Source organism: Pseudomonas sp. 14P_8.1_Bac3, assembly GCF_025466085.1.
Lineage (GTDB): Bacteria > Pseudomonadota > Gammaproteobacteria > Pseudomonadales > Pseudomonadaceae > Aquipseudomonas.
Genome location: NZ_JANLOD010000008.1, coordinates 66,009 through 91,613 on the forward strand (window position 1 = coordinate 66,009; position 25,605 = coordinate 91,613).

The 25,605-nt window shown below is 60.0% G+C and carries 37 protein-coding genes; 31 read left to right on the forward strand and 6 right to left on the reverse strand.

The annotated features are described in order from the left end of the window. Entirely contained in the window at positions 1-243 is a 243-nt protein-coding gene (locus NTD84_RS03280) for a hypothetical protein (protein WP_262163547.1), read from the reverse strand. 19 nt (positions 244-262) lie between these two features. Then, positions 263-457, reverse strand: coding sequence for a hypothetical protein (locus NTD84_RS03285; RefSeq protein WP_027921524.1), 195 nt, complete (start codon positions 455-457; stop codon positions 263-265). A gap of 343 nt (positions 458-800) precedes the next feature. Here NTD84_RS03285 and NTD84_RS03290 point away from each other — a divergent pair, with 343 nt between their 5' ends. After that, positions 801-1,616, forward strand: a complete 816-nt coding sequence (locus NTD84_RS03290) for a helix-turn-helix transcriptional regulator (protein ID WP_262163550.1) — start codon at positions 801-803, stop codon at positions 1,614-1,616. A gap of 4 nt (positions 1,617-1,620) precedes the next feature. Here the strand turns inward: NTD84_RS03290 and NTD84_RS03295 are convergent, their stop codons facing one another. Beyond that, positions 1,621-1,848 carry a hypothetical protein gene (locus NTD84_RS03295; protein ID WP_262163552.1) on the reverse strand — a complete coding sequence of 76 codons (228 nt, stop codon included), beginning with the start codon at positions 1,846-1,848 and terminating at the stop codon, positions 1,621-1,623. Positions 1,849-2,236: 388 nt separating this feature from the next. Between NTD84_RS03295 and NTD84_RS03300 the strand changes: the two genes are divergently transcribed. The 29 genes from NTD84_RS03300 (at position 2,237) to codA (ending at position 19,570) form a co-directional block, all read left to right on the forward strand. After that, positions 2,237-2,509, forward strand: coding sequence for a hypothetical protein (locus tag NTD84_RS03300; RefSeq protein WP_262163554.1), 273 nt, complete (start codon positions 2,237-2,239; stop codon positions 2,507-2,509). Positions 2,510-2,571: 62 nt separating this feature from the next. Next, positions 2,572-2,757, forward strand: coding sequence for a hypothetical protein (locus NTD84_RS03305; RefSeq protein WP_262163555.1), 186 nt, complete (start codon positions 2,572-2,574; stop codon positions 2,755-2,757). Between the two features lie 66 nt (positions 2,758-2,823). After that, the gene (locus NTD84_RS03310) at positions 2,824-3,039 is read left to right on the forward strand and encodes a hypothetical protein (RefSeq protein WP_262163556.1); all 216 of its coding nucleotides are present in this window, start codon (positions 2,824-2,826) and stop codon (positions 3,037-3,039) included. 469 nt (positions 3,040-3,508) lie between these two features. Beyond that, the gene (locus tag NTD84_RS03315; protein WP_262163557.1) at positions 3,509-3,985 is read left to right on the forward strand and encodes a DUF1566 domain-containing protein; all 477 of its coding nucleotides are present in this window, start codon (positions 3,509-3,511) and stop codon (positions 3,983-3,985) included. 334 nt (positions 3,986-4,319) lie between these two features. Continuing rightward, positions 4,320-4,514: a hypothetical protein gene (locus NTD84_RS03320; RefSeq protein ID WP_262163558.1), complete on the forward strand. Its 195-nt coding sequence runs from the start codon at positions 4,320-4,322 to the stop codon at positions 4,512-4,514. Positions 4,515-4,656: 142 nt separating this feature from the next. Then, complete coding sequence (locus tag NTD84_RS03325) at positions 4,657-4,923, forward strand: hypothetical protein (RefSeq protein WP_262163559.1); 267 nt, start codon at positions 4,657-4,659, stop codon at positions 4,921-4,923. 14 nt (positions 4,924-4,937) lie between these two features. Then, positions 4,938-5,360 (forward strand): hypothetical protein, encoded by a 423-nt coding sequence (locus tag NTD84_RS03330; RefSeq protein ID WP_262163561.1) that lies wholly within the window; start codon positions 4,938-4,940, stop codon positions 5,358-5,360. Then, positions 5,357-5,551 carry a hypothetical protein gene (locus tag NTD84_RS03335; RefSeq protein WP_262163562.1) on the forward strand — a complete coding sequence of 65 codons (195 nt, stop codon included), beginning with the start codon at positions 5,357-5,359 and terminating at the stop codon, positions 5,549-5,551. Before NTD84_RS03330 ends, NTD84_RS03335 begins: the two co-directional genes overlap by 4 nt. 351 nt (positions 5,552-5,902) lie before the next feature. After that, complete coding sequence (locus tag NTD84_RS03340; RefSeq protein WP_262163564.1) at positions 5,903-6,034, forward strand: hypothetical protein; 132 nt, start codon at positions 5,903-5,905, stop codon at positions 6,032-6,034. Positions 6,035-6,194: 160 nt separating this feature from the next. Then, positions 6,195-7,358, forward strand: a complete 1,164-nt coding sequence (locus tag NTD84_RS03345) for a hypothetical protein (RefSeq protein ID WP_262163565.1) — start codon at positions 6,195-6,197, stop codon at positions 7,356-7,358. Between the two features lie 34 nt (positions 7,359-7,392). Then, a complete protein-coding gene (locus NTD84_RS03350; protein ID WP_262163566.1) occupies positions 7,393-8,178 on the forward strand; it encodes an ERF family protein in 786 nt (261 codons plus the stop codon). Positions 8,179-8,181: 3 nt separating this feature from the next. Then, on the forward strand, positions 8,182-8,799 hold the full coding sequence (locus NTD84_RS03355) for a YqaJ viral recombinase family protein (protein ID WP_262163568.1): 618 nt from the start codon (positions 8,182-8,184) through the stop codon (positions 8,797-8,799). After that, a complete protein-coding gene (locus tag NTD84_RS03360; RefSeq protein WP_262163570.1) occupies positions 8,796-9,449 on the forward strand; it encodes a hypothetical protein in 654 nt (217 codons plus the stop codon). The genes NTD84_RS03355 and NTD84_RS03360 overlap by 4 nt, the downstream gene beginning before the upstream one ends. Then, positions 9,446-10,057 (forward strand): DUF1566 domain-containing protein, encoded by a 612-nt coding sequence (locus tag NTD84_RS03365; protein WP_262163571.1) that lies wholly within the window; start codon positions 9,446-9,448, stop codon positions 10,055-10,057. Before NTD84_RS03360 ends, NTD84_RS03365 begins: the two co-directional genes overlap by 4 nt. A gap of 76 nt (positions 10,058-10,133) precedes the next feature. Next, entirely contained in the window at positions 10,134-10,754 is a 621-nt protein-coding gene (locus tag NTD84_RS03370) for a DUF1566 domain-containing protein (protein WP_262163572.1), read from the forward strand. Positions 10,755-10,811: 57 nt separating this feature from the next. Continuing rightward, a complete protein-coding gene (locus NTD84_RS03375) occupies positions 10,812-11,168 on the forward strand; it encodes a four helix bundle protein (RefSeq protein ID WP_262163573.1) in 357 nt (118 codons plus the stop codon). Between the two features lie 211 nt (positions 11,169-11,379). Further along, positions 11,380-12,540: an RNA-directed DNA polymerase gene (locus tag NTD84_RS03380; RefSeq protein WP_262163574.1), complete on the forward strand. Its 1,161-nt coding sequence runs from the start codon at positions 11,380-11,382 to the stop codon at positions 12,538-12,540. A gap of 158 nt (positions 12,541-12,698) precedes the next feature. Continuing rightward, on the forward strand, positions 12,699-13,001 hold the full coding sequence (locus NTD84_RS03385; RefSeq protein WP_262163575.1) for a helix-turn-helix domain-containing protein: 303 nt from the start codon (positions 12,699-12,701) through the stop codon (positions 12,999-13,001). A gap of 124 nt (positions 13,002-13,125) precedes the next feature. Next, positions 13,126-13,725: a hypothetical protein gene (locus tag NTD84_RS03390; RefSeq protein WP_262163576.1), complete on the forward strand. Its 600-nt coding sequence runs from the start codon at positions 13,126-13,128 to the stop codon at positions 13,723-13,725. Continuing rightward, on the forward strand, positions 13,722-14,405 hold the full coding sequence (locus tag NTD84_RS03395; RefSeq protein WP_262163577.1) for a hypothetical protein: 684 nt from the start codon (positions 13,722-13,724) through the stop codon (positions 14,403-14,405). The genes NTD84_RS03390 and NTD84_RS03395 overlap by 4 nt, the downstream gene beginning before the upstream one ends. Before the next feature lie 49 nt (positions 14,406-14,454). Further along, a complete protein-coding gene (locus tag NTD84_RS03400; protein ID WP_262163578.1) occupies positions 14,455-15,465 on the forward strand; it encodes a DNA-methyltransferase in 1,011 nt (336 codons plus the stop codon). Positions 15,466-15,515: 50 nt separating this feature from the next. Continuing rightward, the gene (locus NTD84_RS03405; protein WP_262163579.1) at positions 15,516-15,806 is read left to right on the forward strand and encodes a hypothetical protein; all 291 of its coding nucleotides are present in this window, start codon (positions 15,516-15,518) and stop codon (positions 15,804-15,806) included. Between the two features lie 37 nt (positions 15,807-15,843). Then, positions 15,844-16,038 (forward strand): hypothetical protein, encoded by a 195-nt coding sequence (locus NTD84_RS03410; protein ID WP_262163580.1) that lies wholly within the window; start codon positions 15,844-15,846, stop codon positions 16,036-16,038. Beyond that, entirely contained in the window at positions 16,025-16,213 is a 189-nt protein-coding gene (locus NTD84_RS03415; RefSeq protein WP_262163581.1) for a hypothetical protein, read from the forward strand. The genes NTD84_RS03410 and NTD84_RS03415 overlap by 14 nt, the downstream gene beginning before the upstream one ends. After that, complete coding sequence (locus tag NTD84_RS03420; protein ID WP_262163584.1) at positions 16,210-16,518, forward strand: hypothetical protein; 309 nt, start codon at positions 16,210-16,212, stop codon at positions 16,516-16,518. The genes NTD84_RS03415 and NTD84_RS03420 overlap by 4 nt, the downstream gene beginning before the upstream one ends. A 1-nt stretch (position 16,519) precedes the next feature. Beyond that, complete coding sequence (locus NTD84_RS03425) at positions 16,520-16,735, forward strand: helix-turn-helix transcriptional regulator (protein ID WP_262163586.1); 216 nt, start codon at positions 16,520-16,522, stop codon at positions 16,733-16,735. Between the two features lie 63 nt (positions 16,736-16,798). Then, positions 16,799-17,155, forward strand: a complete 357-nt coding sequence (queD, locus tag NTD84_RS03430) for a 6-carboxytetrahydropterin synthase QueD (RefSeq protein ID WP_028621713.1) — start codon at positions 16,799-16,801, stop codon at positions 17,153-17,155. 212 nt (positions 17,156-17,367) lie between these two features. Beyond that, a complete protein-coding gene (locus tag NTD84_RS03435; RefSeq protein WP_262163588.1) occupies positions 17,368-18,198 on the forward strand; it encodes an alpha/beta fold hydrolase in 831 nt (276 codons plus the stop codon). Between the two features lie 124 nt (positions 18,199-18,322). Further along, positions 18,323-19,570 (forward strand): cytosine deaminase, encoded by a 1,248-nt coding sequence (codA, locus tag NTD84_RS03440; protein WP_262163590.1) that lies wholly within the window; start codon positions 18,323-18,325, stop codon positions 19,568-19,570. 111 nt (positions 19,571-19,681) lie between these two features. On the opposite strand, the gene NTD84_RS03445 is transcribed toward codA, so the two are convergent. Then, positions 19,682-20,674 (reverse strand): diaminopimelate epimerase, encoded by a 993-nt coding sequence (locus NTD84_RS03445; RefSeq protein WP_262163591.1) that lies wholly within the window; start codon positions 20,672-20,674, stop codon positions 19,682-19,684. Between the two features lie 164 nt (positions 20,675-20,838). Here NTD84_RS03445 and NTD84_RS03450 point away from each other — a divergent pair, with 164 nt between their 5' ends. Next, positions 20,839-21,990: an MFS transporter gene (locus tag NTD84_RS03450; protein ID WP_262163592.1), complete on the forward strand. Its 1,152-nt coding sequence runs from the start codon at positions 20,839-20,841 to the stop codon at positions 21,988-21,990. 101 nt (positions 21,991-22,091) lie between these two features. Here the strand turns inward: NTD84_RS03450 and NTD84_RS03455 are convergent, their stop codons facing one another. Beyond that, on the reverse strand, positions 22,092-24,515 hold the full coding sequence (locus NTD84_RS03455; RefSeq protein ID WP_262163593.1) for a TonB-dependent siderophore receptor: 2,424 nt from the start codon (positions 24,513-24,515) through the stop codon (positions 22,092-22,094). Positions 24,516-24,612: 97 nt separating this feature from the next. Then, positions 24,613-25,596, reverse strand: a complete 984-nt coding sequence (locus NTD84_RS03460; protein WP_262163594.1) for a FecR family protein — start codon at positions 25,594-25,596, stop codon at positions 24,613-24,615. Positions 25,597-25,605 lie beyond the last annotated feature (9 nt).

Genomic DNA, 25,605 nt, shown 5'->3' on the forward strand with positions numbered 1-25,605 from the left:
CTACATGGGGTATTCATCAGCCCCTCCTTCTTCAGGCCCTTTTAAGTCCGGCGGGTGATTACGCCGGGGTGTTGGAAGGTTCCGAAGCTTTCCGGCCCCTTTTGGCCTGGTCTTTTCGAAAAAGCGTTCTGCTCCAAGCTTTGCGGCGTACTCATCGGGCGTCATGCCCGCTTCCTTCGCCAACCGTTCAAGCTTTTCGTAGAGGCGCCCTTCGATCCCATGGCAGATCGTGGTTTCAGGCACGTAGCCTCCTTCAGGCCCTTCAGGCCGACATGTGTTTACCGGTAGCATCCGTCTCAACAATGCTTTCCAGTTTTTCCTCAACGCACATGCGAACGAACACGGCGAGCTGAAGCTTGTGCAGGCGCGCTACGGCTTTCAGCGCTTCGTAGGTTTCATCGTCGTAGCGGGATTTGATTTCCCGGTCCTTTAAGTGGCGTGTGTCGTCGTAGGCCATTTGCTGTTTCCTTGCGTGGTTGGAATTCAGTTACGCCGCGAAATCGGCGGTACTAGGTTGGGAAAGAAGTTCGTGGAGGTCTGGACGCATGCCTTCGAGGGTTAGGACGCCGTCGCTGCTCTTGTTTAGGCGGACGGCTAGCTCTACGGATGCTTTTCGATGGCCACCGGCAAGCTGCCAGAGGTAACCAACAGACGTGCCGGCGGAGTCCGCTAACGCGGTTCGCTCATCGTCTGTGTGGCTGTTTAGCCAGTCTCGGACTTGGGTGGACATGGGGATTCTCCTTTGAATACGAGGAGAATTTAGCGCACCGCTAAACTAAAGGCAAGTGGGGTTTAGCCGCATGTATATTTCAAAGTTAGCGCCGGGCTGTAATCCTGAAGGTATGGATATCAAATCGATTCGCCGAACCAACATGACCGCGCTTCTCAAAGGGCGATCTAAAGCAGAGTGTGCCGACCTGTGGGGCACCTCCGCGTCCTATCTAAGCCAGATGCTGTCGGACAACGCCACTCGCAGCGTGGGTGACGTCATGGCCCGTCGAGTTGAGATGGCCGAGCTACTTCCGCATGGATGGCTTGACCAGGTACACGACGCCGTCGATCACCCGGAGCTAAACAATGTCGTTCGATTGCCGATAGCGCGGGAGAGCGATTTGCATCTGATAGGGGAAATTTCCCCTTGGGATAGTGAAACGCCACTCGAGGAAGAGGAGGTAGAAGTGCCCCTTTATAAGGAAGTTGAAATTTCTGCGGGCAGCGGTGCAATGGCAGTGCAGCCAGTGCCAGGGCGATGCATCAGGCTTTCAAGATCTACCTTAAGAGATGCCGGCGTTGAGCCAGCAAACGCGATGGCGGCCACGGTCGCGGGCAACAGCATGTCGCGACTAATACTGCCGGGGTCGACGGTTGGGATTGACAGGGGAACAACTCAGGTCATTGACGGGGAGATCTATGCAATTGAGCACGGCGGCATGCTACGAGTGAAGTACCTCTATCGTCAGCCAGGTGGTGGTCTGCGTCTTCGGTCCGAAAATACAGAAGAACACCCAGACGAAATCTACTCGGCTGACGAGGCTGCGGAATCCATTCGAATTATTGGTTTCGTTTTCTGGTGGTCAACGATTCGATCGACGCGTGGTCGCGGTCGGACTCTGTAACGCCCTAGCCTTCCTTCTTGGCGGTGCGCTGGTCAATCCCAGCGCCCTTATAATCCGTTCGATAGACGCCCAGCTCATCACGGATCAATTGCCTGGCCGCATCAGTACCCACCTCCTCAACTAAAAGTCTGACCGCAAGGGCCGCAAGTTCGCCGGTAGTAGACACGCTCATCTTTATCTCCTGGTCATCCCACTTCGCTTCTATCGAAGCTCGAACCTTCACGCCTGCCATACGACCTCCCGCAATTTTCTTTATCTAGCCGAGACTTATTTCTCTATTGGCTAAGACCTAGTACGCCTCCTTTTTATCCCCCTGCTAAATTTTTCGCAACTATTTAGCGATGAGCTATTGACGCATCTTTAGCAGCAAGCTAAATTCTGTTCAACGCCACAGAACAACGAGGCGCCAGGGCCTGAAAGGGACCGCCGCTCTTTAAACCTGCCAAGCAACACTCCGCCCTACGCCTCGGCAACAGCCCGGCAAAAAGTCTGGGGGAGTTATGAAAGACAGCCTGCTTCCGTGATCGGGATTCGACACGCAAGGTTTGCTGAGCAAGACCCACAGATTTACTGATGCCGCTTCGATGAGGCGGCATTGGAAATCCAAAGAGAGATTGATCATGAGCGTGAAAGACGTTGTGCAAGAACACATTCGGTTAGCGCGGATTTGCCGATCTCGGTACGTCGCTATGAGCGAAGCCGATTGGCTGGCAGGAGGAATTGTTTTCGTGCTGAAGCACTCGTTGAGCGTCATCTCTGACCGGGATCGCTTCGCTCAGGAGGCTCGCGAGTACGTCCAGGAGTTAGGCAACGCCAACCAGCATGAAGCTGCTGAAAAGGTGTGTGCCTGGCTTGATCGTTTGCCGCAGCGGCACGATCTGTTTGCAGCATGACGGGCCTTTTCACTGATGCACCTGGTGACGGGTGCATTGGGAAAATCACCGAGGGCAACACGATGAACAAGGTCCTTCGCATCACTCTTCGCGGTGAACAGCAGTTATTCGCCGACGAAGACCTGGACGCCTGCATCCGCGAGGCCAACCGGCTCAACGTGGAGCGTGGCTATACCAACGGCGTGTGCGTGGTCGAGCTGGAAGACGGCCAGCGCATGACAGCGGCTGACTGCAAAGCTGTTGCATGACGATTTCACCAACCGGCCTTGGCAACAGGGCCAGACGGGGAATAAACCGCTCAGGAGTGCAAGACGATGCCATATCCAAACAGCCCAAACGGCTGCTTCGAGCGACACGGCTATACGGTCGAGCGAACGCCGCGCAGGAGTGGCGTCGGCTACCACCGGGCCATCTACGACCGGCACGGCCAGCAGGTCCTGAGCCGTGCCGGATACGACGCAGAGATCAAGTTCTGCCGCGAGCATGGGCTGATGCTGCAAGAGGACCAGGCCCCACTGCAAACCGCGTAGCTGCTCACTCAGCGATTGAAACGGAATGCATGAGCCTGTTCCCCGTCAGCCTGACGAAAACTGCCCTTATGCAGCGATGGTTGAGAGCGTGGGTGGTCACGCTGAAAGCTGCCTTGAACCCACCCGATCCTCTCTATGAGAGCGCATCGGGGTGTGATCTACAGCAGAGCAAGGCACCTGACTCGTAATCAGGCCAGCCACTGAGCACCGTCGACAAAGCGCGGCGGCAGGCAAAGCCAGAGGTGACGACCTCGCGTAGATCACACCCCGATGCGGACGATTCTTCACCGCGCAATGCGGCCCCCTGCATCAACACCACTGACGCAACACCCAGTCGCTGCCTCCAGTAGAGAGCGACCGGATATCAGATGGCTTCCTGCTGTTTCAGGCTGGCCATCTGGCTTTACAAATGCCTCTCACACCCCGGGAGGCATTCGAAAGCCACGAACAACCCCGACAGGAAATCAAAATGAACACAGCACAAAGCATTCAGCCGCCAGCCATTGGTGAAGTTTGGCTTGGCCAAGGCGGGATCTACGCCGGCGTCATGCCTGCCCGTGGAACCGAAGAAACCTATCACCTGATCCTCGGCGACGAGTTGGGCCGTTTCGAATGGGGTCAATACGGCGATGAGTCGCCAGCAACCAGTTTGATTGACGGGATGGCGAACACCGAAGCCCTGGTCAATTCCGATGGCGAATATCCAGCCGCAGTTGCAGCCTACGAGCACAAAGCCGAAGGCCATTCTGACTTCTACTTGCCATCCGCAGCGGAGCTGTACGAGATATGGCTTAACCTCAACGGCAAACTTTCTGGCTGGGTGTGGTCGAGTTCGCAGCGCTCCGCCGACAACGCATTCAACGTGTACTTCGGTGATGGCAGTCAGGACGGCACCGTCAAGAGCGACGAGCTCCGCGTCCGCCCCGTCCGCAGATTGCCTATTTGATTCTTCATTTATTGCTTTTGATCTCCGTACACGTCCGCCTGACGAAAACTGCCCGATATCTCCATGGTGATGGAGAGGCTGTATCGGAATGTCGGCGGGCCATGAAAAAAGCAGTTCTTAGATGGTGAGCAATGCGACTGCCCGGACGCAGCCATCGTACGAGTCTGGACCGACATTCCAATGCAGCTTCCTAACACTTCAACTCAACGCGGAGGATTTGCAGCCATGTGACAGACAGCCATCGATCCGACGCCTCATGCGCCCGATCGTGACATAGGGAAGGTAGAGCCTGACTTCGGTCGGGCTTTTTATTAGGCGATTGGAGGTGAGTGTGATGGGCGAACAACGAGTTCCGTATCCGCGTTCTGCGGATGACGCTGACAAGATGAACCTGCCGGAAGGAAAGACCTGCGGCGACTGTGTGTACGCAAAGCGCTGCATCGCGATGTTCGGGCACATCGCAGAAGACGAGTCGTGCGACTGGGCGCCGTCGAGGTTCCGCGAGGCGGTTCAGCAGGTGGCGTCATGAAACGCACAACCCCCTCACCCCGCAAGCCCCGCCCAGACGTCCACGACTGCGCCAAAGGTCGGATGCATGACCCTGTCGCCAAGAAGGTCGTTACCACTATGCCAGGCGGGTATATCGCCTAGCCCGAACACTGGAGGTCGCCATGGTCGCAACAGTTGAAGTGAGTTGCGCATGGTGCAAAGGCACCTTCAGTGCGCGAATCGCTGACCGCAAACGAGGCTGGGCAAAGTTCTGCTCCAAGTCGTGTAAGGCCAAAAAGCAGGAAAAGCGCACCGGTCAGAACGCCGTCTTTCATGAGCGCCGCGAAGAACGCCGAGACACTGAATACGTCGGCGATGAAATCCTCGACGGCATGTCCGACATGGACTTTGGCGCCAGCGATGGCGGCGGCTACGAACACTACATCTAATTCTGGAGGCGACCATGAACGCAGCATTGATTGCTCAGTTGAACTACGAAAATCGTCAGCCGCCTCCAGTTAGCGAGAGCCCGCAGGAGATAGCGCGGGCAGAGTGGCTGTATAACGCCGCCGAAGACTTGCTGCGTGGCGTCAGTGTGACCTTCCAGCGCCGTATGCGTAAGCCTCAGGGTGTGACTTCGGATCAGTTCGCCCTGGCAGTAGATGAATTCGTTAACAAACGCCTCGCTGACTGCGAAATCGGCACTTCGGCGCTGGGCTGGCTGCTGATCGCCGCCGAGCGTGGACAGACCGACAAGACTGCCACTGCCGAACTGCTTGGCCGCTCCGATCACCCCTTGGGTAAGTTGGGCGAGATCGCCGAGTCGCTGCTCGAACCGCTGGCCGACGACGCACTCAAGGCTCAGGCCGAGGATGACGCAGCATGAGCCCCCACATTTTGATCGACCAAGACCTCGATGAGCTGAGCCATGCCGGCTGCCCCGAAGGCTACGAAGTGCTTGTGCAGCGCAACATCAACGCTTTCATGCAAACCCATCGGATCACTCTCGAAGAGTTCGACCACTACTGCAAACGGCTGAATGTCGCCATCGCGCATCGGCCAAGGAGTGCGGCATGACGATCATCGCAGGATCATTTGTAGGAATCGTTGAAGCCCTGAGAAATCGGGGCTTCGTGTTTCTGGCCGACGTGAAATGGATCGACCAGCCATGCAAGTGCGCGGGTCGGTGGACCTGCAAGGTGGCGCCATGAGGAATAAATACGCTGGCGTCTGCTACCGGTGCCACGGCAATGTTCCGGCCGGCGCTGGCCACTTTGAGCGCCACCAAGGCCAATGGCGGACCCAGCACGCCGAATGTGCGATCAAAGCAAGGCAAGAAGCAGATGGTCACATAGATCGCGACAATTCAGTGTTCCTGGAAGGCGACTGGGCCATTGATCCCCGCGGCCGATTCATCGAGGTATAGCCATGAAACGCCTCGCAACCCGCGTCTACACCTTCCAGGAACTGATGAACCGAATCGACATGGAGTTCTGGCTTGTCCATCACCACGGGCAGGAGCAGTACACCTTCGTTCCGGTTCAGTACATGAGGGATTGAGCATGACTCAATACCAGCGAGCCAAGCGGTATTGGTTCTGGCGCGGATCCGCAGTCGTCCTCCTCGGCGCCATATTCGTAATGCTGGCCAGCGCCTACGCAGGTCAGCTAACCCAATAACTCGAACTCATACGCCGCCTGCATGGCGGAAGGAACCTGTCATGTCTGAAGAAACTCAACTGGCCGTCGTGCCGCCGAAGGAAACAGCGCTAGCCGTTTTCAGCACCGCCAACGGCCTTGAGCCATGGCTGCAGCAGGTCCGCGTGAAGGTCGACGAGTTCCAGAAGATCCTCCCCGATCTCAAGACGAAGAAAGGCCGCGATGCTTATGCCTCCATGGCGCACCAGATCGCCAAGTCCAAAACAGCTCTGGAAGCCGTCGGCAAAGAGATCTCAGCTCAGCAGAAGGAGATCCCGAAGAAGATCGACGCCGAGCGCAAGCGCGTGTGGGACATCCTGGAGTCGTGGCAGAAGGAAGTCCGCAAGCCACTGGATGACTGGCAGGCGGCAGAAGATCAACGTGTTGGTGCTCACAACGACGGTATTCAGCGCATCAAGGATCTTGCGATGTTTGCTGAGACGCCTACGGCCGCATTCGTGGCGCAGGTTATCGAAGACCTAGAACTGGTCGCGCTCGACGATAGCTGGGAAGAATACTTGCCAGAAGCCGCGCAAGCCAAAGACAAGTCGCTGGCAACTCTCAGGGCGCTGCTCGTCACCCGCCAGCAATACGAAGCCGAGCAGGCCGAACTAGTCCGGCTGCGCGCTGAGGCCGAAGCACAGGCCCAGCGTGACCGAGAAGCAGAGATCGCCCGTGTAGCCGCCGAGCAGGCCCGTATCGAGGCAGAGCAGCGCGCACAGGCGGAGCGTGACGCCGCCGCACGACGCGAGCAGGAGCTGATTGATCAGGCCGCTGCAGCACAGCGTGCAACTGAGCAAGCAGCTCGCGATGCCGAAGCACTGGCTGAGCGTCAGCGCCTGCAACTCCAGCTTCAGACCGAGCAAGCCGAACGCCAGGCAGCACAGGCCAAGGCTGATCAGTTAGCAGCCGAGCAGCGCGCGGAACAAGAGCGAATCGCCGCGGTTCAGCGTCAAGAACAGGCAGTGGAACAAGCCCGCCAGAATGAACTGGCCCGCCAAGCCGCAGCAGTTGCCTTTGAGCTGGAACAGGCTCAAGCCCGCGAGGCCGACAAAGCACATAAAGCCAAAATCAACAGAGCTGCTCTTGAAGCATTCATTGCTGGCGGGATGCCTGAGGCTTGCGCCAAGCAGGCAGTAACCCTTATCGCTCAGCGTAAGATTCCCGCAATCACCATTTCCTATTGATCATCAGCCGGCACCACGCCGCGATGGAGTCCCTATGTCCCAAGTAGCTCTCGCCGAAGACCAATCTGTCCAGCGGGTTTCGGCGCCGGCCAGCGTAGCGCCGGCCACCGAGTCGGCAATGATGATTCAGATGATCCAGCGCGCCGCCGCCGACCCCACGGTAGATGTCGACAAAATGGAGCGCTTGATGCAGATGCATGAGCGCTTCGTCGACCGCCAAGCCTCCGCCGCATTCAACGCTGCAATGGTATGTGCTCAACAGAACATACGCCCGGTAGTGCGACGGTCCTTGAACACCCAGACCAATAGCTCCTACGCCAAGCTTGAGGACATTGATCAGGCAATCAGCCCTGTCTACACCGCACAAGGCTTTTCCCTTTCTTTTGGCACAAGCGACTCGCCTCTCGCCGGACACATCCGCGTTGTGTGCGATGTGATGCATGACCAGGGACACACGAAGCAATACCAGATTGATCTACCGCTGGACGCTACTGGCATTGGCGGAAAAACGAACAAGACGGGAGTGCATGCTCACGGGTCCACCAACAGCTACGCCCGTCGCTACCTAACGATGAACATCTTTAACGTCGTTATGGTGAATGAAGACAACGATGGCAACGGAGATCCAGCGCCTGTTGCCGAGCTACTCATCACAGCAGGTCAGGCCGCCCAACTCTCCGCATTATTGAAGAAGTGCAGCGAGACAGCTCAGGGCAAGTTCGCGGACCTATACGGGGAACCGACCAGCATCACCAGGGCGAACTTTGACGGCGTCCTTGCCGCCCTCACCAAGTCGGCAACCAATAACCAGCAGGTGTAGATCATGCAAATCATCACCAATATCGAACAGGGTTCTCAGGAATGGCTGGATCTCCGGCTGGGCATCGTGACGTGCTCCGAGTTGGACAGCCTGCTGGTGAATGGCAAAGGCGAAGCGGGCTTCGGCACCGGCGCCTTCACCTACATGAACACTCTGATCGGAGAGCGAATAACCGGCGAGGCTGCCGATCCCTTCATGGGAAACCGGCACACCGAGCGCGGTCACGAACTTGAAGCTGTTGCTCGTGGCTTGTACCAGGAACGTTGCGAGGTGAAGACGCAGCAGGTCGCGATCATCCTGAATCACGGTATCGGCTACTCACCGGATTCGCTGGTCGGCGAGCCAGGTCTCACTGAGATAAAAACCAAACTCCCAAAGTTTCAGGTGGAAGTGATTCTCTCGGACGAGATCCCGAAAGAGCACGTTGCTCAGTGCCAAGGAGGCCTTTGGGTCTCTGAGCGTGAGTGGATCGACTTTGTCTGCTACTGGCCGGGAATGCCGCTATTCATCAAGCGCGCGTACCGCGATGAGGTTTTGATCCGCAAGCTCAGCGAGCGAGTGAAGACCTTCTACGAACTTCTCGATGACCGAATGAACCGGGTTCTGGGGATCGCAGCATGAACGCATATGTCAGTACTGAACTGAGCATGATCCAAATGCTCGATCCGCAACGCCACGAACTGGCCCTGCTTCAGGAGGCCTTCTTGAATAAAGGAGGGACTATTGAGGTGTTGCAGGGGCCGAGCTTTGTTCCGCCACCAGTAAGGCATGAGCCGCCTCGTAAGATATCGCCGGTCAGGGCCAAAGCTCCCGAGCCTGCACCCCGCAAACTCGACAAGATCACCTTGCGCGAACTGGAGCGCGAAGAGCGGGCCGCCGCTCGGGCAAGGGAGCGAATCGAGATGGTCGCCAGAATCCGCAAGCTGGCCGAAACAATGACCTACTCCCAGGCAGTGGAAGCCACTGGATTCTGTCTGCGCACGTTGCAGAAGATCGCAGTAGACGCTGGATTCAAGTTTCAACCCGCCGCGAATAACACTAGCCACAACTTGAAGCGACACATTCCGGACGAGGCCAAGGACGCCAACGATGCCGAGCGCATCAAGGCATTCATGGAGATCGGCCTCTCGCGCCACCAAGCAATGCAGCAGGCCGGCGTCGGCTTCAAGACCTTCGTCCGCATCCTGGACAAGTTCGACATCAACTATCCGAAACGCAGGGCAGGGCCTCATCCGGCCTTCTTCTCTAAACCCAAGGAGGTATCAGTATGAAAGCCGAAACGATCTCTATCGAAGCGCAGGGCGTCAAGATCAAAGGTGCGCCGGAGCGCATGGTGCAGATGCTGATCGCAGGGATGCTTACCCAAGTGCTGCCGCCAGCTGCAACTGTTCAACCGATTGCGCCATCAACTATTCCTTCACTCGGCGCTGAATGGCCGGGCCAAGGCGGGTACAACGGCGGGCTGGTTGCGGCCCGCGGCGATGTACCGGCGCATTACCTGATAGTCGCGAAGGCGGATATCGGTGATCACGAATGGGGCGGCCGCGGCATTGAATTGAAAGGCCTCAGCAAGACCGACGGCTACACCAATACCCAGGTGCTGATAGGCAATGATGACGAGAGAAAGCATCCAGCAGCTGATGCTTGCGCCGAGTACCAGGCCGATGGTCATCATGATTTCTACCTGCCAGCCTGCGCCGAGCTGTACCAGGGCTGGCTGAACTGCCCTGAGGTGTTCGCGCAGGATTGCTACTACTGGTCGTCAACGCAGCGCTCCGCCTACAGCGCATTCTACGTGTACTTCGGTGTTGGCTATCAGGGCAGCCTCGACGAGGACGACGAGCTCCGCGTCCGCCCCGTCCGCAGATTCTTTATTTAATCCTTCATTCATTCGTTCTTGATCGGCACCGGGCGCAGCAGCGCCTTTTTTGTTGCCTTCGAAAAGAGGAAAGACCATGTCCGCAGTTGAGAAAGCAGTGCCCGCAGTGACCATCCCGGAAATCGGCCAGCCATTCGGCGGCGGCTTCTTCTCCGGCATCACCCGCGATCCTGACACCGGCAAGCGCTACCTGAACATCACCGCCGGCGCCGCGCACGAACTGGTCGGTGACTGGGGAAAGTATGGCGAGAAGATCGAAGGCGCTGACAGCTTCACCAACAGTCGGGCCAACACCGAAGCCATGGCGTCGGGCGGAAGTGAACTGGCGCAAAAGGTGCTGGGCCTGGACATCGGCGGCTTCACTGACTGGGCAATCCCGGCCCGAGACGTGCAAGAGCTGCAGTATCGCCACTTCAAGCCTACCACCGAAGAGAACTGGGCGAGCAGCCGCAACGGCGACAACCCAAACAGCGAGCCGGTAGGCCTGCTTTACAGCGCGGATTCGCCGACCCAGACCTCTCTGTCAGCCTTCAGAGAAGGTGGCGCCGAGGCCTTCCGCGACGCATGGTATTGGTCTTCTTCGCAGCGCTCCGCCAACCACGCATTCTACATGCTCTTCGATGATGGCGGTCAGGGCTACGACGACGAGGGCAACGAGCTCCGCGTCCGCCCCGTCCGCAGCCAATTATTCGATTGATTCATTTATTCAATCCGGTCGCTTGCGACCGGTTGCTCTTCAAGGAGATTCACTGCAATGGGAATGCACACTGAATTATCGATCTACAAGTCCTCACTCGGCCTGCTACTCATGGCCACCAACCTAACTCGCAACATCCCCCGAGACCTAAAGCAGTCTCTCGGAAAGCGCGTTATTGATGAGTGTATCGACGTGCTGATGTTGATTGCCCGGGCCAACTCGACCCGGGACAAGAGCCCACACCTGACCTTGCTAGTCGAGAAGGTCCAGGTGATCGAGTTCCTGATGCGACTCTTCAAGGAGAGCCGATTTATCAGTGTCGGGCAGCATGCGACGGCGATAGAGGTCACATCCTCCATCGGTAAGCAGGCTTCAGCCTGGAAACGCTCTACCCCAACCGCGCCCGCCACCTGAGAGTCACGGCTTCCAGGTCTGTGCGAATTGAATCTGGTCGTGCCGCTGGCCTCTGGGTCACCGCCATGCGCATCAGAGATACCGACGGTCTAAAGCGTCCGTGCAGGTCTCGCGCAGTTTCCTCGTTGATCGGCTCTGCCTTCGGCGTGGCGACGTAGATAGCACGATCGGTCGCAGCGCTCCGCCAACAACGCATTCAACATGAACTTCGATGATGGCAATCAGAACAACAACGACAAGAACAACGAGCTCCGCGTCCGCCCCGTCCGCAGATTCGACTGTTGGTCCCTACCCGTTCAGCGAGCTTGTTCAGGCCTATTACGACTGCCGCCGCACGAAGCGCAACAGCGCCAGTGCATTGGCTTTCGAGATGGATCTGGAAAAGAACCTGATCGGTCTACACGACGACTTGATCGCCGGCACCTACCGGCCGGGCCGTTCCATCTGTTTCGTGGTCACCCGGCCCAAAGCCCGCGAGGTATGGGCCGCAGCGTTCCGGGACCGCGTCGTCCACCACCTTCTGTACAACCGTGTGGCCCCGCGCCTCTACGCCAGCTTCATCGCGGACAGTTGCGCCTGCATTCCGGGGCGCGGCACGCTGTACGCCGCTACCCGTCTTGAGGCGAAGATTCGCAGCGCCAGCCAGAACTGGTCGAAGCCATGCTGGTATCTCAAGCTGGACCTGGCCAACTTCTTCGTCGCGATCGACAAGCAGGTTCTGCGGCGGCAACTGGCCGCCAAGATCACTGAGCCGTGGTGGCTGGCACTCGCCGAACAGATCCTGATGCACGACCCACGCGAAGACTACGAGGTGCGCAGCCCGGCCCATCTGTTCAATCGAGTACCGCAACACAAGCGCCTCACCGCGCAGCCTGCACATCTTGGCTTGCCGATCGGCAACCTGTCGTCGCAGTTCTTCGCGAACGTCTACCTCGATGCGCTGGACCAGTTCGCCAAGCACAAGCTCGGCGCCAAGCATTACGTCCGCTACGTCGATGATTTCGTGTTCCTGCATGAGTCGCCGCAGCAGCTCAATGTCTGGAAGGCTGAGGTCGAAGCATTCCTACCCAGCCTTGGCGCCAAGCTGAACCCGACGAAGACCATCCTTCAGCCGGTCGATCGGGGCGTCGACTTCGTTGGCCACGTTATCAAGCCGTGGCGGCGAACGACACGGAAACGCTCTCTGGCGCAGGCCCTGAAACGGACCGCTGCTGCGTCCGCCGAGGATCTGCGGGAGACCGCCAACAGCTATTTCGGCCTGCTCAGTCAGGCAAGTCACAGCGAGAAAGACAGAGAAAAGCTGGCCAATGTCGTTCTGATGCGCGGACACGCAGTCAACGGCGCGCTGACAAAAACCTATCCGAAAAAATAGCCCAATCTCCGGAGGCCTTATGTCATCCAAAGGAAAGCTGAACGCCGGCTACATGGAACTCCATTTCTTCTGTGACCAGTGCCGAAAGCCCCGCAGCGCCGGAAACCACGAACGCTGTTCGAAAGCCCGCCAACTGGAACACGCTCGGAGGAATGACCATGACAGCCAAGCTATCGCCTGACTCGATCGGGCTGATTTTCACGATGAATGCAGCGGGGCATTGCGCCGAAGAGATTGCTGATGCGGCTGGATGCTCGTATTCGACCGTTGTGCGGTATCTGAACCAGGCAGGGGTTGTGCTGGGGAATAAGGGCAAGCCAAAGCAGTGCACGGCGGACTACATGGCCTTGGCGCTCGACATGCGAGCTCAAGGATCGACTTGGTACGACGTCGAGCGGCACGTCGGCTTCCACCGCTCAACCTTCCACAGCCAGCTTCGGTCTATGAGGGCTAACCAATGACCATCGTCGCCAGCTTGTCTCTGCTGTCACTTTTCACTGTTGTGCTCGCCTGCTGCTTCATGCACAACAGCCAGTAACTCCCTCCCCCTTCAAAGTCAGCCGCTATAGCGGCAAAGGAACAGTCATGCCTGAAGAAAAGGTTGTGATGTACGAATCACCCGAGGCGGCCAGTATTCAAACAGTCACCGGCTGGGTCGGCGCCGACGGCCGCTTCTGGGGAAACGATGAGCATATGGCTCGCTGGTGTGGCTCCACTCATCGACGCTGTGAGAAGAATCCGGATCATCCTGTCTACCAGGTACGCAGCTGGTGCGAGGCGTGCCACCAGGAAAGCCGGCAAGCGAAGTTCACGGCGATGCCGGTCAAAGAGTGGGCAGGCGAGCCGCTGGTTCTCTTTGACGGCGACGAGTATTTCTTCGACGAAGAGAGTCTGCGCGACTACCTCATCGACAGTGACATTGATCTGGCAGACCTGCAGCTCTGCATCTGCGAACCCAACATGCCTCGCGAGATCGATCCGTCGGACGTCTTCTGCGACGACTTGCCGGAAGACGGCGAGATCCGAGACGACCAGTTGCTTGCGGCATTCGAACTTCTGAACGAGATGATCCGCCAGTCCGAACCTCTGTCGTGGTCGGAAGGCGAGTTCGCCGCAAGACTCCCTCAATCGCTCATCGACGAAATCATCACCGCGAGAGCATCCGCCTGCGAGGTCACTGCATGACCGCAATTAAAGAGCGCCCCATCCTGTTCTCGGCCCCGATGGTGTGCGCCACCCTGGAAGACCGGAAGACAGTCACGCGGCGCGAGGTGAAGAAACGTCCGGCGCTGGATTGCCTGGCCGCCGGGTTTGAACCCGCGTTTCTGACACTGCCAGGCAATGCTGACCTTTGTCCCTACGGCAAACCGGGCGACCGGCTGTGGGTGCGCGAGACGTTCTACGCATTCGGGCGGTGGGAGATGCGGTTCAGCCAGAAGAAGGGTCGTGATGAATGGCATTTCGTGGACATGACACTCGATCTGAACAAGGTGTATCAGTTCGAGCCGCCGCAGAACTACCAGCTTGGGCAGCGCGGTGACGTCACACCGGCATGGTGGAAGCGCCCGGCAATCTTCACGCCTCGCGCGGCCAGCCGCATCCTGCTGGAGATCACCGACGTGCGCGTCGAGCGGCTGCAGGACATCAGCGATGAGCAGGCGCTGGCCGAGGGCATCATTCCCCATGTACGAGGCGGCTGGCACTGGCACCCGCACGACCCCTCCAACGTTGATGACTGGCATCAGTTCGGATTTAAGACGCCGGTCTGGGCCTTCCACGATCTCTGGGCGGGCATCAACGGGCAGGAAAATTGGGACGCCAACCCGTGGGTCTGGGCGGTCTCATTTCGTCGGGTGACCCCATGATCGCCCTCGCCTGGTTCGCCTACGTGTACTGCTACAGGGGGAAGCGGTGATGACAGAACAGCACCGCATACTGGTCGGCGACTGCATCGACATGATGCGGACCCTGCCGGACAAGTCAGTTCACACCTGCGTCACCTCACCGCCCTACTTCGGCTTGCGCGATTACGGTGTCGATGGGCAGATCGGCCTGGAGGAAACGCCGGCCGAATTCATCGCCCGCCTGGTCGAAGTGTTCCGGGAAGTGCGCCGCGTACTCCGCGACGATGGCACGGCCTGGGTGAACATGGGCGACAGCTACGCCGGCAGTTGGGGCGCCCAGGGCAGGCCTCAAGGTGACGGCCAGATGTCCGGGCGCAGCGTCACATCGGCCCGCCAGATCAACGAACACCCGCGCTTCAAATCCGGTACCGGCGTGCGCGGCCGCGAGATGGGCATGAAGTCGAAGGACCTGATGGGCATGCCGTGGCGCTTGGCCTTTGCCCTGCAGGATGAGGGCTGGTACCTGCGTCAGGACATCGTCTGGAACAAGCCGAACCCGATGCCTGAAAGCGTCCGGGACCGGTGCACCAAGTCGCACGAGTACGTCTTCCTGCTGAGCAAATCGAAGAAGTATTTTTTCGATCAGGACGCCATCGCCGAAGAAGCAGTAGAGCCGCGAGGCCCTGGGAACGTGTCGCCGATTGAGTCGCTACCTGGCGAGCGCACTACCGAAAACTCGAACCTACGCGGCTCGCTTCACAAAATAGGCCCTCGCCACACCCGGAACAAACGTAGCGTTTGGACTGTGGCCACACACAGCTTCAAGGGCGCCCACTTCGCAACATTCCCGCCCGACCTGATCAGGCCCTGCGTTCTTGCGGGGGCCCCGCGCGGCGGTGTCGTGCTCGACCCGTTCGGCGGTGCCGGTACCACGTCGCTGGTATCGATGCAGGAGGGTCGCCGCTCGATCATCTGCGAACTGAACCCCGAGTACGCCGCCATGGCCCGACGCCGGATCGACACTGCCTGGCTCGACGGTGCTGCGCAGATGGACGTCTTCCACGACGCCGCAACAGCCTAACCCCTACCCCACACAAGAGCCTGCCGGTGTGCGGCGGGCGAGGAATTCCCATGTCCGAAAAACCAATTACTCCTGGTCCTTGGGGTGTCCATCGACGGATGAAGGATTGCGTAACCTTCAGCGGCAGGCACGGTGAGGAAAACCTTTTCCTTAAGAACATCGACGGCTACTTCGCCTGCCAGAGCCCAGCAGATGCTCGCTTGATCTCGGCAGCGCCGGAGATGCTGGCCGCCCTTCAGGCCGCTCGCGATCTCTGGGGCGACTACCTGCCACCCGGCAACAGCAATGCCATGAAAGCGATGAAGCTCGTCGACGCAGCCATCGCCAAAGCCACCCAGTAACCACCTTCTGCCGCCACGCGCGGCATGGAGCATCCCTATGTCTCGCATTGAAGAAAGAGAAGGCTGGAACCTGGCTGATCAGTTGATCGAGGCCGGGCGCCAAGTAGATCCGCGATTCGGCGGCGTCGAGCGCGTCATCGAGAACATCCAGCGCACTGCCGCGCTCAGGCCTGAAGGCTATCGGGCAGGCATTCAGAAACGCATCGAGGTGGAACGCCATGGCAACTGCTGAATTGCACGGACAGAAAATCAACTGTTTCGAACAGGGTTATGCGGCGTTTCTCAAAAACCAGCCTCTGACTAGCAACCCATATGAACGACCAGATGGCACGCTGACCTATTCCAAGAATAAATGGATTGATGGCTGGAACAAGGCCAAGCGTGAAGCTGGGAGGAAGATGGTATGAGCGAGATCACCAGAGGCGCCATCGGCATGCCGTTTGAGTTGGCGATGAGCAGCGAATTGTCGCGCCGTCAGTTCCACTCCATCGCTCAGGCTCTGCTCGCCGAGAACGATGCGCTGCGCCGGGAGCGTGAAGGCAAGGTGCTTTGCGATCTGGAGCTGTTCGAAACCTTGCGTGACTCGGCCAACACCGAAGCCGACGAACACCGTCAGTGCATGGCGACCTATCGCCCGCTGCGCCAGGCCAATCTGGATTCAGTCGTCAAGAAGTGTGACGAACTACTCGCAGCCATGAGCAAGGAGGGTTGAGATGAACAAGCAAGCCGAAAGCATTGATCGGTTCCTGCGCCTCGACGAGGTGCTTCACACCACCGGGCTGGGCCGTAACACGGTTTATCGTCGCATCAGGGAAGGCACTTTCCCAAAACAGGTTAGAATAGGTCCAAACTCGGTTGCCTGGCGCCAGTCGGCCATCGCTCAATGGATGATCGATTTGACACCCAGCAACGACCAATCAGTACATTGATCAGTACACCAGAAACTACTCCTCGCTCCAACCCCTCTAAATTCAATCCCTACAGGTCATACCGTGGAAATCTTCAAAGAATTTACCTTCGAATCCGCCCACCGCCTGCCCCACGTCCCGGACGGCCACAAATGCGGCCGCCTGCACGGTCACTCGTTCAAGGTGGCGATTCACCTGAGTGGCGATCTCGATCCGCACACCGGCTGGATTCGCGACTTTTCCGAGATCAAGGCGATTTTCAAGCCGCTGTACGAGCGTCTGGACCATAACTATTTGAACGACATTCCGGGGTTGGAGAATCCGACCAGCGAAGTCTTGGCCAAGTGGATCTGGGGTGAACTGAAACCGTTGTTGCCGGAACTCAGCGCGATCCGCATTCACGAGACGTGCACCAGCGGCTGCATCTACCGCGGCGAATAACCGGCTCCTCTTTCCTACTGTAGGAGCGAGCTCGCGATGGACGTCAACGATAACGCTGGGGGCGTCTGATGCCCCGCGGTGTCCTCAGGTTCATCGCGAGCAAGCTCGCTCCTACAGTAAAACAAGCGTTTCGTCAGTGACACAAAAACAGCCCTCAGGGCTGTTTTTTTTGCCTATGCTTTTTGGCTCGCCCCCGCCAAGAGAACGCACCCATGACTGACTGGCCGCTCGCTCAGACCTATCGCTTCAACGGGCACTCGGTTCGCTACGCCGTACGGGGCGATGGCCCACCGCTGGTGTTCGTGCATGGCACGCCGTTCTCTTCATACGTGTGGCACCGGATTGCCCCGCATTTCATCACCTCGCACCGGGTGCACTACTTCGACCTGCTGGGTTACGGGCTGTCCGAAAAGCCCGACGGTGATGTTTCCCTGGGCGTGCAGAACGACTTGCTGGCGCAGCTGCTGGAGCATTGGGGCCTGGAATGTCCGGACGTGGTCGCCCACGATTTCGGCGGCGCCACGGTGCTGCGCGCGCATCTGCTGAACGGCAAGGATTACCGCAGCCTGACCCTGATCGACCCGGTGGCGCTGTCACCGTGGGGTTCGCCGTTCGTGCAGCATGTGCGTCAGCACGAGGCCGCGTTCGGCGGGGTGCCGGATTACATTCAACGGGCGATCGTGCCGGCGTACATTCGTGGGGCGATCAAGCGCCAGATTCCGGACCAGGAGCTCGCGCCGTACGTGCAACCGTGGATCGGCGAGCCGGGGCAGGCGGGGTTTTATCGACAGATCGCGCAGATGGATGAGCGCTATACCCGCGAGGTTGAACCGCTGTACCCGACGATCCGCTGTCCGGTGCAGATTCTCTGGGGTGAGGATGACCAGTGGATTCCGATCGAACGTGGCCGCGCGCTGCAGCAGCTGATTCCGAGGGCGCAGTTTCATCCCGTTCCCAATGCCGGGCACCTGGTTCAAGAGGATGCGCCGGAAGCCATCGTCGCCGCCCTGCTGCGGTTCCTGCCTTTGCAGAACGCTGCCTGAACAAACCCAATCCCTGTAGGAGCGATCGGTGGCATGATCAAGGCGGACATTTTCTTTGACTATCGTGGTCAATATCCTCGAGCCCGCGCCGCCAACGCACCAGATTCATAGAAGGATTCGCCTGATGCACATCATCAACGCCCGTCTGCGCAACCAAGAAGGCCTGCATGAGTTGCACCTGGAAAACGGCCTGATCAGCAGCATCGCCCGACAGACCGAAGCGCCGAGCCTCGGGCCCGATGACCTGGACGCCGGCGGCAACCTGGTGGTGCCGCCTTTCGTCGAGCCGCACATTCACCTCGACGCCACGCTGACCGCCGGCGAACCGCGCTGGAACATGAGCGGTACGCTGTTCGAAGGCATCGAATGCTGGGGCGAGCGCAAGGTGACGATCACCGAGGAAGACACCAGGACCCGCGCCAGGAAAACCATCCAGACCCTCGCCGCCCACGGCATTCAGCACGTGCGCACCCACGTCGACGTCACCGACCCGCAGCTCACCGCGCTGAAGGCGATGCTCGAGGTGCGCGAGGAAACCCGGCATCTGGTCGATATGCAGATCGTCGCGTTCCCCCAGGAAGGCATCGAGTCGTACCGCAATGGCCGGGAGCTGATGGAACAGGCGATCCGCATGGGCGCCGATGTGGTCGGCGGGATTCCGCATTTCGAGTACACCCGCGATCAAGGCGTGAGTTCGGTGAAGTTCCTGATGGACCTGGCCGAGCGCACCGGTTGCCTGGTGGATGTGCATTGCGATGAAACCGACGACCCGCATTCGCGCTTTCTCGAGGTGCTGGCCGAAGAAGCCCGCAGCCGCGACATGGGCTCGCGGGTCACGGCCAGCCACACCACCGCCATGGGCTCTTACGACAACGCTTACTGCGCCAAACTGTTCCGCCTGCTCGGGCACTCGGGGATCAGTTTTGTCTCCTGCCCCACCGAAAGCATTCACCTGCAAGGGCGCTTCGACACCTTCCCGAAACGCCGTGGCGTGACCCGGGTGAACGAGTTGCTCGAAGCGGGGATGAACGTGTGTTTCGGCCAGGACTCGATCGTCGACCCGTGGTATCCACTGGGCAACGGCAACATCCTGCGGGTGCTTGAAGCAGGGCTGCACATCTGTCACATGCTCGGCTATCGCAACCTGCAAAGTGCGCTGGACCTGGTTACCGACAACAGTGCCAAGGCGCTGGCCCTGGGGGATCGCTATGGACTGGAACGCGGACGGCCGGCAAATTTGCTGATCCTGTCGGCGGACAGTGACTACGAGGTGATTCGCAGCCAGGGTTTGCCGCTGTATTCAGTGCGCGGTGGGAAGGTGTTGATGAAGCGGCAGATGCCGGTGGTGGAGTTTTTCGGCGATCCACGCTGAGTTTTGTGTTTGCTGGACTGACGCCATCGCGAGCAAGCCCGCTCCCACACTGATCAAGGTGTACGCACATCCTCTGTGGGAGCGGGCTTGCCCGCGAAGGCGATGCTGGGTTCACCCCATCAACCGCGCCGTACCAAACAGGCTGACCCGGCTCAACTCCCCACCCACTTCCTCCAACAAAATCGGCGCCGTACCACCGGGCATCACCACCTTCACCTCCCCCGCCTTAACCCACCCCACTCGCCACGCCGCACACGCCACCGCCGTCGCGCTGGTGCCGGACGACGCCGTCGGCCCTTCCCCGCGCTCGAACACCCGCGCCGCAATTCGCTGCGGCGACTCGCGCATCGCCCACTGCAAATTGATCCCCGCCGGACACGGCCGGCCTGCGCCGGTCGGCATCGCGTAGGCAATCCGCGTCAATCCTTCCAACCATCCCGCTTCGCGCATCAGCTCATTGGCCGGCAAGTCTGCGACATCATCCACCAGGGTCACGCAATGCGGATTGCCGACCCGCACGAACTGGCTGCGAGACCAGGCCGGATTCAATGCCGACAACGATTGCACATGGCTGAGTTCACGACCGTTGAACGTCACGCCGGCAACCCCTTGAGCACTGACCGCCGCGGGGCCGAACCCCGGTTTGCCAAGGTCCAGCCAGAAACCCTGCACGCCCTCGACGCGCGCAGAGGTCACCGACGTTTCCCCCGGTGAGCGCGTATCGGCCTTGTCATGATGAACCCTGAGCAGACACGCCTGGTTTCGCGGGAACAGTCCTTGATCGCTGAGCGCCTGGGAAAAAATCGTCAGCCCGTTGCCGCTGCGCTCGGCCAGGCTGCCGTCGGTGTTGACGATCAACAGATCGAACGGTGGCGCGGATTGGAATGGACCGACCAGCAGCCCGTCGCTGCGATGGGCCTTGCTGCCGGGCGGTTGCGTGCCCGGCGCCCAGGCACAGAAGGCCTCGATGGCCGCCGAGGTCCAGGTCGCACGGGTTTGCGCCGCGAGGCTGGCCCGTCCAGGTAGATCGATTCCTTGGTGGCGCAGCGCGTCCGGCGCCACCACCGCGTAGATATTGCCGCGGGCATCGTAGAACGGCGTCATGGCGCCTCCTGTCCACACATCGAAGGCAACAACATATCGCGAAACAGCGAAGGGCTGTGCAAGGATGTCACCGTGCCTCAACGCGAAACCGTCCGGACGCTGATCGAACCTCATCGGTGAGTCACTGTCCCTTGGGGACGCGACGTTTTTTGCCAAGGATCGATATGACCAACCTCAACACCCGGGCCACCTTCGTGCCCGGACGCCAGCAACAGATGTCCACGCGCGTGGCTTTTTTCATCGCCGGATTCGGGATTGCCGCCTGGGCGCCGCTGGTGCCTTACGCCAAGGCCCGGGCCGGGCTCGATGAAGGCACCCTTGGCCTGCTGTTGTTGTGCCTGGGGGTTGGTTCGATTCTGGCGATGCCGCTGGCCGGGCTGCTGGCCACGCGTTTCGGTTGCCGGCGGGTGGCGGTCGGCGGGACGTTGCTGATCTGTGCCGCCCTGCCGCTGCTGGCGACGGTGTCGTCGATTCCGGCGCTGATCGCGGCGTTGTTCATGTTCGGCGCGGGGCTGGGCACGGTGGATTCGACCGTCAACCTGCAGGCGGTGATCGTCGAGCGGGCGAGCGGCAAGACCATGATGTCGGGTTTTCACGGGCTGTTCAGCCTGGGCGGGATTGTCGGCGCGGCGGGTGTCAGCGCCTTGCTCGGTTTCGGGGTGTCGCCGCTGGGGGCGACGCTGGCGGTGATCGTGCTGCTGCTGGTCGCCCTGTGCAAAGCGGCACCGCACATGTTGCCCTATGGCAGTGAACGTTCCGGACCGGCGTTTGCCGTGCCCCATGGCATCGTCCTGTTCATCGGCGGGATGTGTTGCATCGTGTTCCTCGCCGAGGGCGCGGCGCTGGACTGGAGCGCGGTGTTCCTGATCCAGGAGCGCGGCATCGACACGGCGCTTGCCGGCCTGGGCTATGCCGCGTTTGCGCTGACCATGACCGTGGGGCGCTTGACCGGCGACGGGATTGTCCGGCGTCTCGGCGCGACCCGGGTGATCGTGTTCGGTGGGCTGACGGCGGCCGGGGGTCTATTCCTCGCGACCTTCGCCGCGAACTGGGAATGGGCGCTGGTCGGGTATGCATTGCTGGGCGCGGGCTGCTCGAACATCGTGCCGGTGCTGTACACCGCCGTGGGCAAACAGACTGTCATGCCGGAAAGTGTCGCTGTGCCGGCGATTACCACCCTGGGTTACGCAGGGATCCTCGCGGGGCCCGCGCTGATCGGATTTATCGCCCATGGCAGCAGTCTGAATTTTGCGTTTGGGTTGATGGCGTTGTTGCTGGTGGCCGTCGCTATTGGCGGGAAAGTGTTGAAGGTTTGAAAGCTTCGCGAGCAAGCCCGCTCCCACAGGGGTTTGTGAACACAAAACCAGTGTGGGAGCTGACCTGCCAGCGATAGCGGTGCATCAGGCCCGCCAACCGGTCAGAACCCCACACTAGCCTGCACGAAGAACGTACGTGGCGCACCCACGTACATGCCCGAGTTGTTGTCGCTGGAGCGGGTGAAGTACTGCTTGTCGAAGACGTTTTTTACCCCGGCGCCGACCTTCAGGTTCGACAGTTGCGCCCCGAAGTCATACCCACCGCGCACGTTCCAGGTGACGTAACCCGGAATGTCGCCGTACTGGCCGTCAGCGGTGCCTTCCGTGATGTAGTTGTTGGTGAAACTGCCATCGGCATTCACCGCCACACCCGGCGAGCGCTGTTTGGACTGGGCAAACGCGTCGACGTTGTAAGTCCAGCGATCGATGTCATAGCGCAGGCCGGCAGTCGCGACCTGGCGCGAGTAGAACGGCAGGTCCTTGCCCTTGAAGCCCGGAATTTCGCCTTCATACACCGCGCGGGTGTAGGTGATTCCGGCGTTGGCGGTCAGGCCGTCGAGCCGTGGGTCGAGTGCCGCCAGGTCGTAGTGCACCGACGCCTCGATGCCCCGGTGGGTCGTCGCGCCAAGGTTGGTCCAGCCGGCGTCGTTGCTGATGTACTGCAGCTCTTTATCGAAGTCGATGTAGAACAGCGTCACTTCGCCGCCCCACACGTCATCGTTGTAGCGCGTACCGACCTCGTAGGTCTTGGCCTTTTCCGGTTCCAGGCCGTTGGCGGTGCTGTCACCCGAGCCACCCTGGCCGAGCTGGAAATACTGCAGGCTGCCGAACGACGTTTCGTAGTTGGCGAACAGTTTCCATGCATCGGAGAGGTGATACATCACACTCAGCGCCGGCAGCGGCTCGTTGCTTTCGATGCTGCGATTCTTTTCCGGTACGCGCTTGCCCGCGGTGTCGAGCACCGGGCGATCGTGCCAGTCAGTGCTGATGTGCTCAAAGCGGATACCCGGCGTGATGGTCCAGTTGCCAACGTCGATCTTGTTGTCGACGTACACCGAGTTGGCTTCCGTACCCCCGGTGCGATCCTGATACACATGCCCGTCAGACCCCGGACGCACCACCGGCTCGTTGTTGACCAGCGCCAGACGGCTGGCTTCTTCGTGCATGCCTTCCTTCAGGTAGCGATAACCGACGCTGACCTCCTGGGTGGTCGGGCCGACATCGAACACGTGGGACACCCGCGGCTCGATGCCGAAGGTGTAGTAAGTGCGCGGGAACGAGCCGAGGGTCTTCTGATCACGGGCGGCAATGTTGCTGCCACGGAAGCTGTCGGAGTAGTACGTCAGCACTTCGGCCTGGGTCCGGTCATCGATCTGCCGCGCCCACTTGAACGAGATGTCCTTGCGGCGTCCGCTGAAATTGTCGTTGTTGCGGTCGGACTGGAACGGATTGGCGTCGTATTGCGCCTGGGTCAAACCGCCGGGCATGTCGGCGCTGGCGTCGTAGTAATGCAGGTTGAGGCTGAAATCGTCGACATCGGTCGGTGCCCAGTGGGTCTTGAGCAGCACGTCGTCGATGTCGTTGCCGTTGTTGCGCTCGCGATAGCCGTTGCCGTTCACGCCCGAGTACAACAGCGCGACGCCGATGCCGTTGTCCGCGGTGCCGCCGGCGAACGCGGTGTCGATGTGTTTCCAGCCACCGTGCTTCGACGTTTCCAGGGTGGTACCAATTTCCGCGGAGGCTTTTTCCGGGATGGCGCGGGTCACGAAGTTGATCACACCACCGACGTTCTGCGGCCCGTAGCGCACGGAACCGGCGCCACGCACGACGTCAATGCTGTCGAGGTTGCCCGAGGAAATCGGCGCCATCGACAGCTGTGGCTGGCCGTACGGGGCGAAAGCCGCCGGCACGCCGTCGATCAGCACGGTGGAGCGTGGCGACAGGCGCGACGTCAGGCCGCGCACGCCGACGTTCAGGGAAATGTCACTGCCGCCGGTGCCGTTGGCATCCTGCACTTGCACGCCGGGCACTCGCTTGAGCACGTCACCGACGTTCATCGCGCCTTGTTCGACCATGGCCTCACGGCGAATAACGGTGCGCGCCCCCGGGTGGTTTTGCACCACGGCGGCATCGGCATCGCCGAGCCAGTCGCCAACCACCTTGATGTCGGTCACGCCCAGTTCCAGCGGGCCATTGGCTGCGGAAGCTGGCGCCGGCGTCAGGGTCACCGACCCTTCATCGATTTGATATTCGAGGCCGCTGCCTTGCAGCAACTGGCGCAAGGCCTGCTCCGGCGAGAGATTGCCATCCACCGCCGGGGCTTGCTTGCCGGCCACCAGCTCCGGGCTGAAAAACACCTGCAGCGAGGTTTGCTGGCCCAGTTCACTCAGGGCCTGACCCAAGGGTTGTGCCGCAATGTGAATCGCATCGGCGGCGAAGGCCTGAGGCACGGCAACGTTGACCGCCAGCGCAAGGGCCAGCGGCAACCATGGGGATTTGTTGTTTTTAGCGGCGGATTTTTTCACGTCGAACAGAGTCCTGTGGATCGCAAGAGTGTGCGTTTGTTAATGCAAACCAGTTGCAGTTGGACAAGAAGACGATGAACTCGAAAAAAACCTGAATTTATTTTGAAATTATTTCCTGACTGCCGTCCCCGAGGGTGCGCACGGCCACCGGCAGGATGTTCGGCAAGGCCTTGAGCAGCGCGTCGGTGTTGTCGGACTTGAACACGCTGGTCAGGCGCAACTGCCCGACTTTGTCGTTGCTGACGGTCAAAGGCTTCTCGCGATAGCGCGACACTTCCTCGGCGACGTCGCTGAGGCTGGCGTTGTTGAACACCAGTTTGCCGCTGCGCCAGGCGGTCAGCTCGGCCGGGTTGACGGCATAGGCCGCCGCGACGTTGCCCTGGGCATCGACCCGCGTACCGAGGCCAGCGGTGAGGCTGATGAAGGCGTTGTCGGCAGCACCTCGCCCCTGAACCTTGACCGTGCCCTGCTCCACCGCGACCCGGGTGTCACGGGCGCCGCGACGCACATCGAACCGGGTGCCGGTGACCGTGACCTTGCCGCTGCCGGCCTCCACCACAAAGGGCCGATCGCTGTCGTGGGCGACGTTGAACATCGCTTCACCTTCGGTCAACTCGATGCCGCGCTGGCCTTTTTCGTAGCGAACCTGCAGGTGGCTGCGGCTGTTCAGGTCGATCACCGAACCGTCCGGCAGCGCCACATGGCGGCGTTCGCCCAAGGCCGTGGAAAACTCGGCAGTGTAAGTCGACGATGAATTCAAACCGCTGAACAGACCCAGGCCGAGTGCCACCGCCACGACGCTGGCCGCCACCGCATAACGCAGAAATGGGCGCCGCTTGCTAAGGGCCGGCGGGATTTCACACAGGGCCCGCAGACGCGCAGCGGGCAGCAGATCCGCGGCCGACCACAGGCCCTGAAGCCATTGAAATTCGTCGCGATGCTGAGGGTGCTCGGCCAGCCAATGCTCGAAGCGCTGCTGTTCTGCAACGTCGATGGCCGGTTCCTGCAGACGCACAAACCACCGCGCCGCCTCGTCGCGAACCGTTGTCTGCCCGCACGCGCAATCACGAGTATCCATCATGGAAGTTCC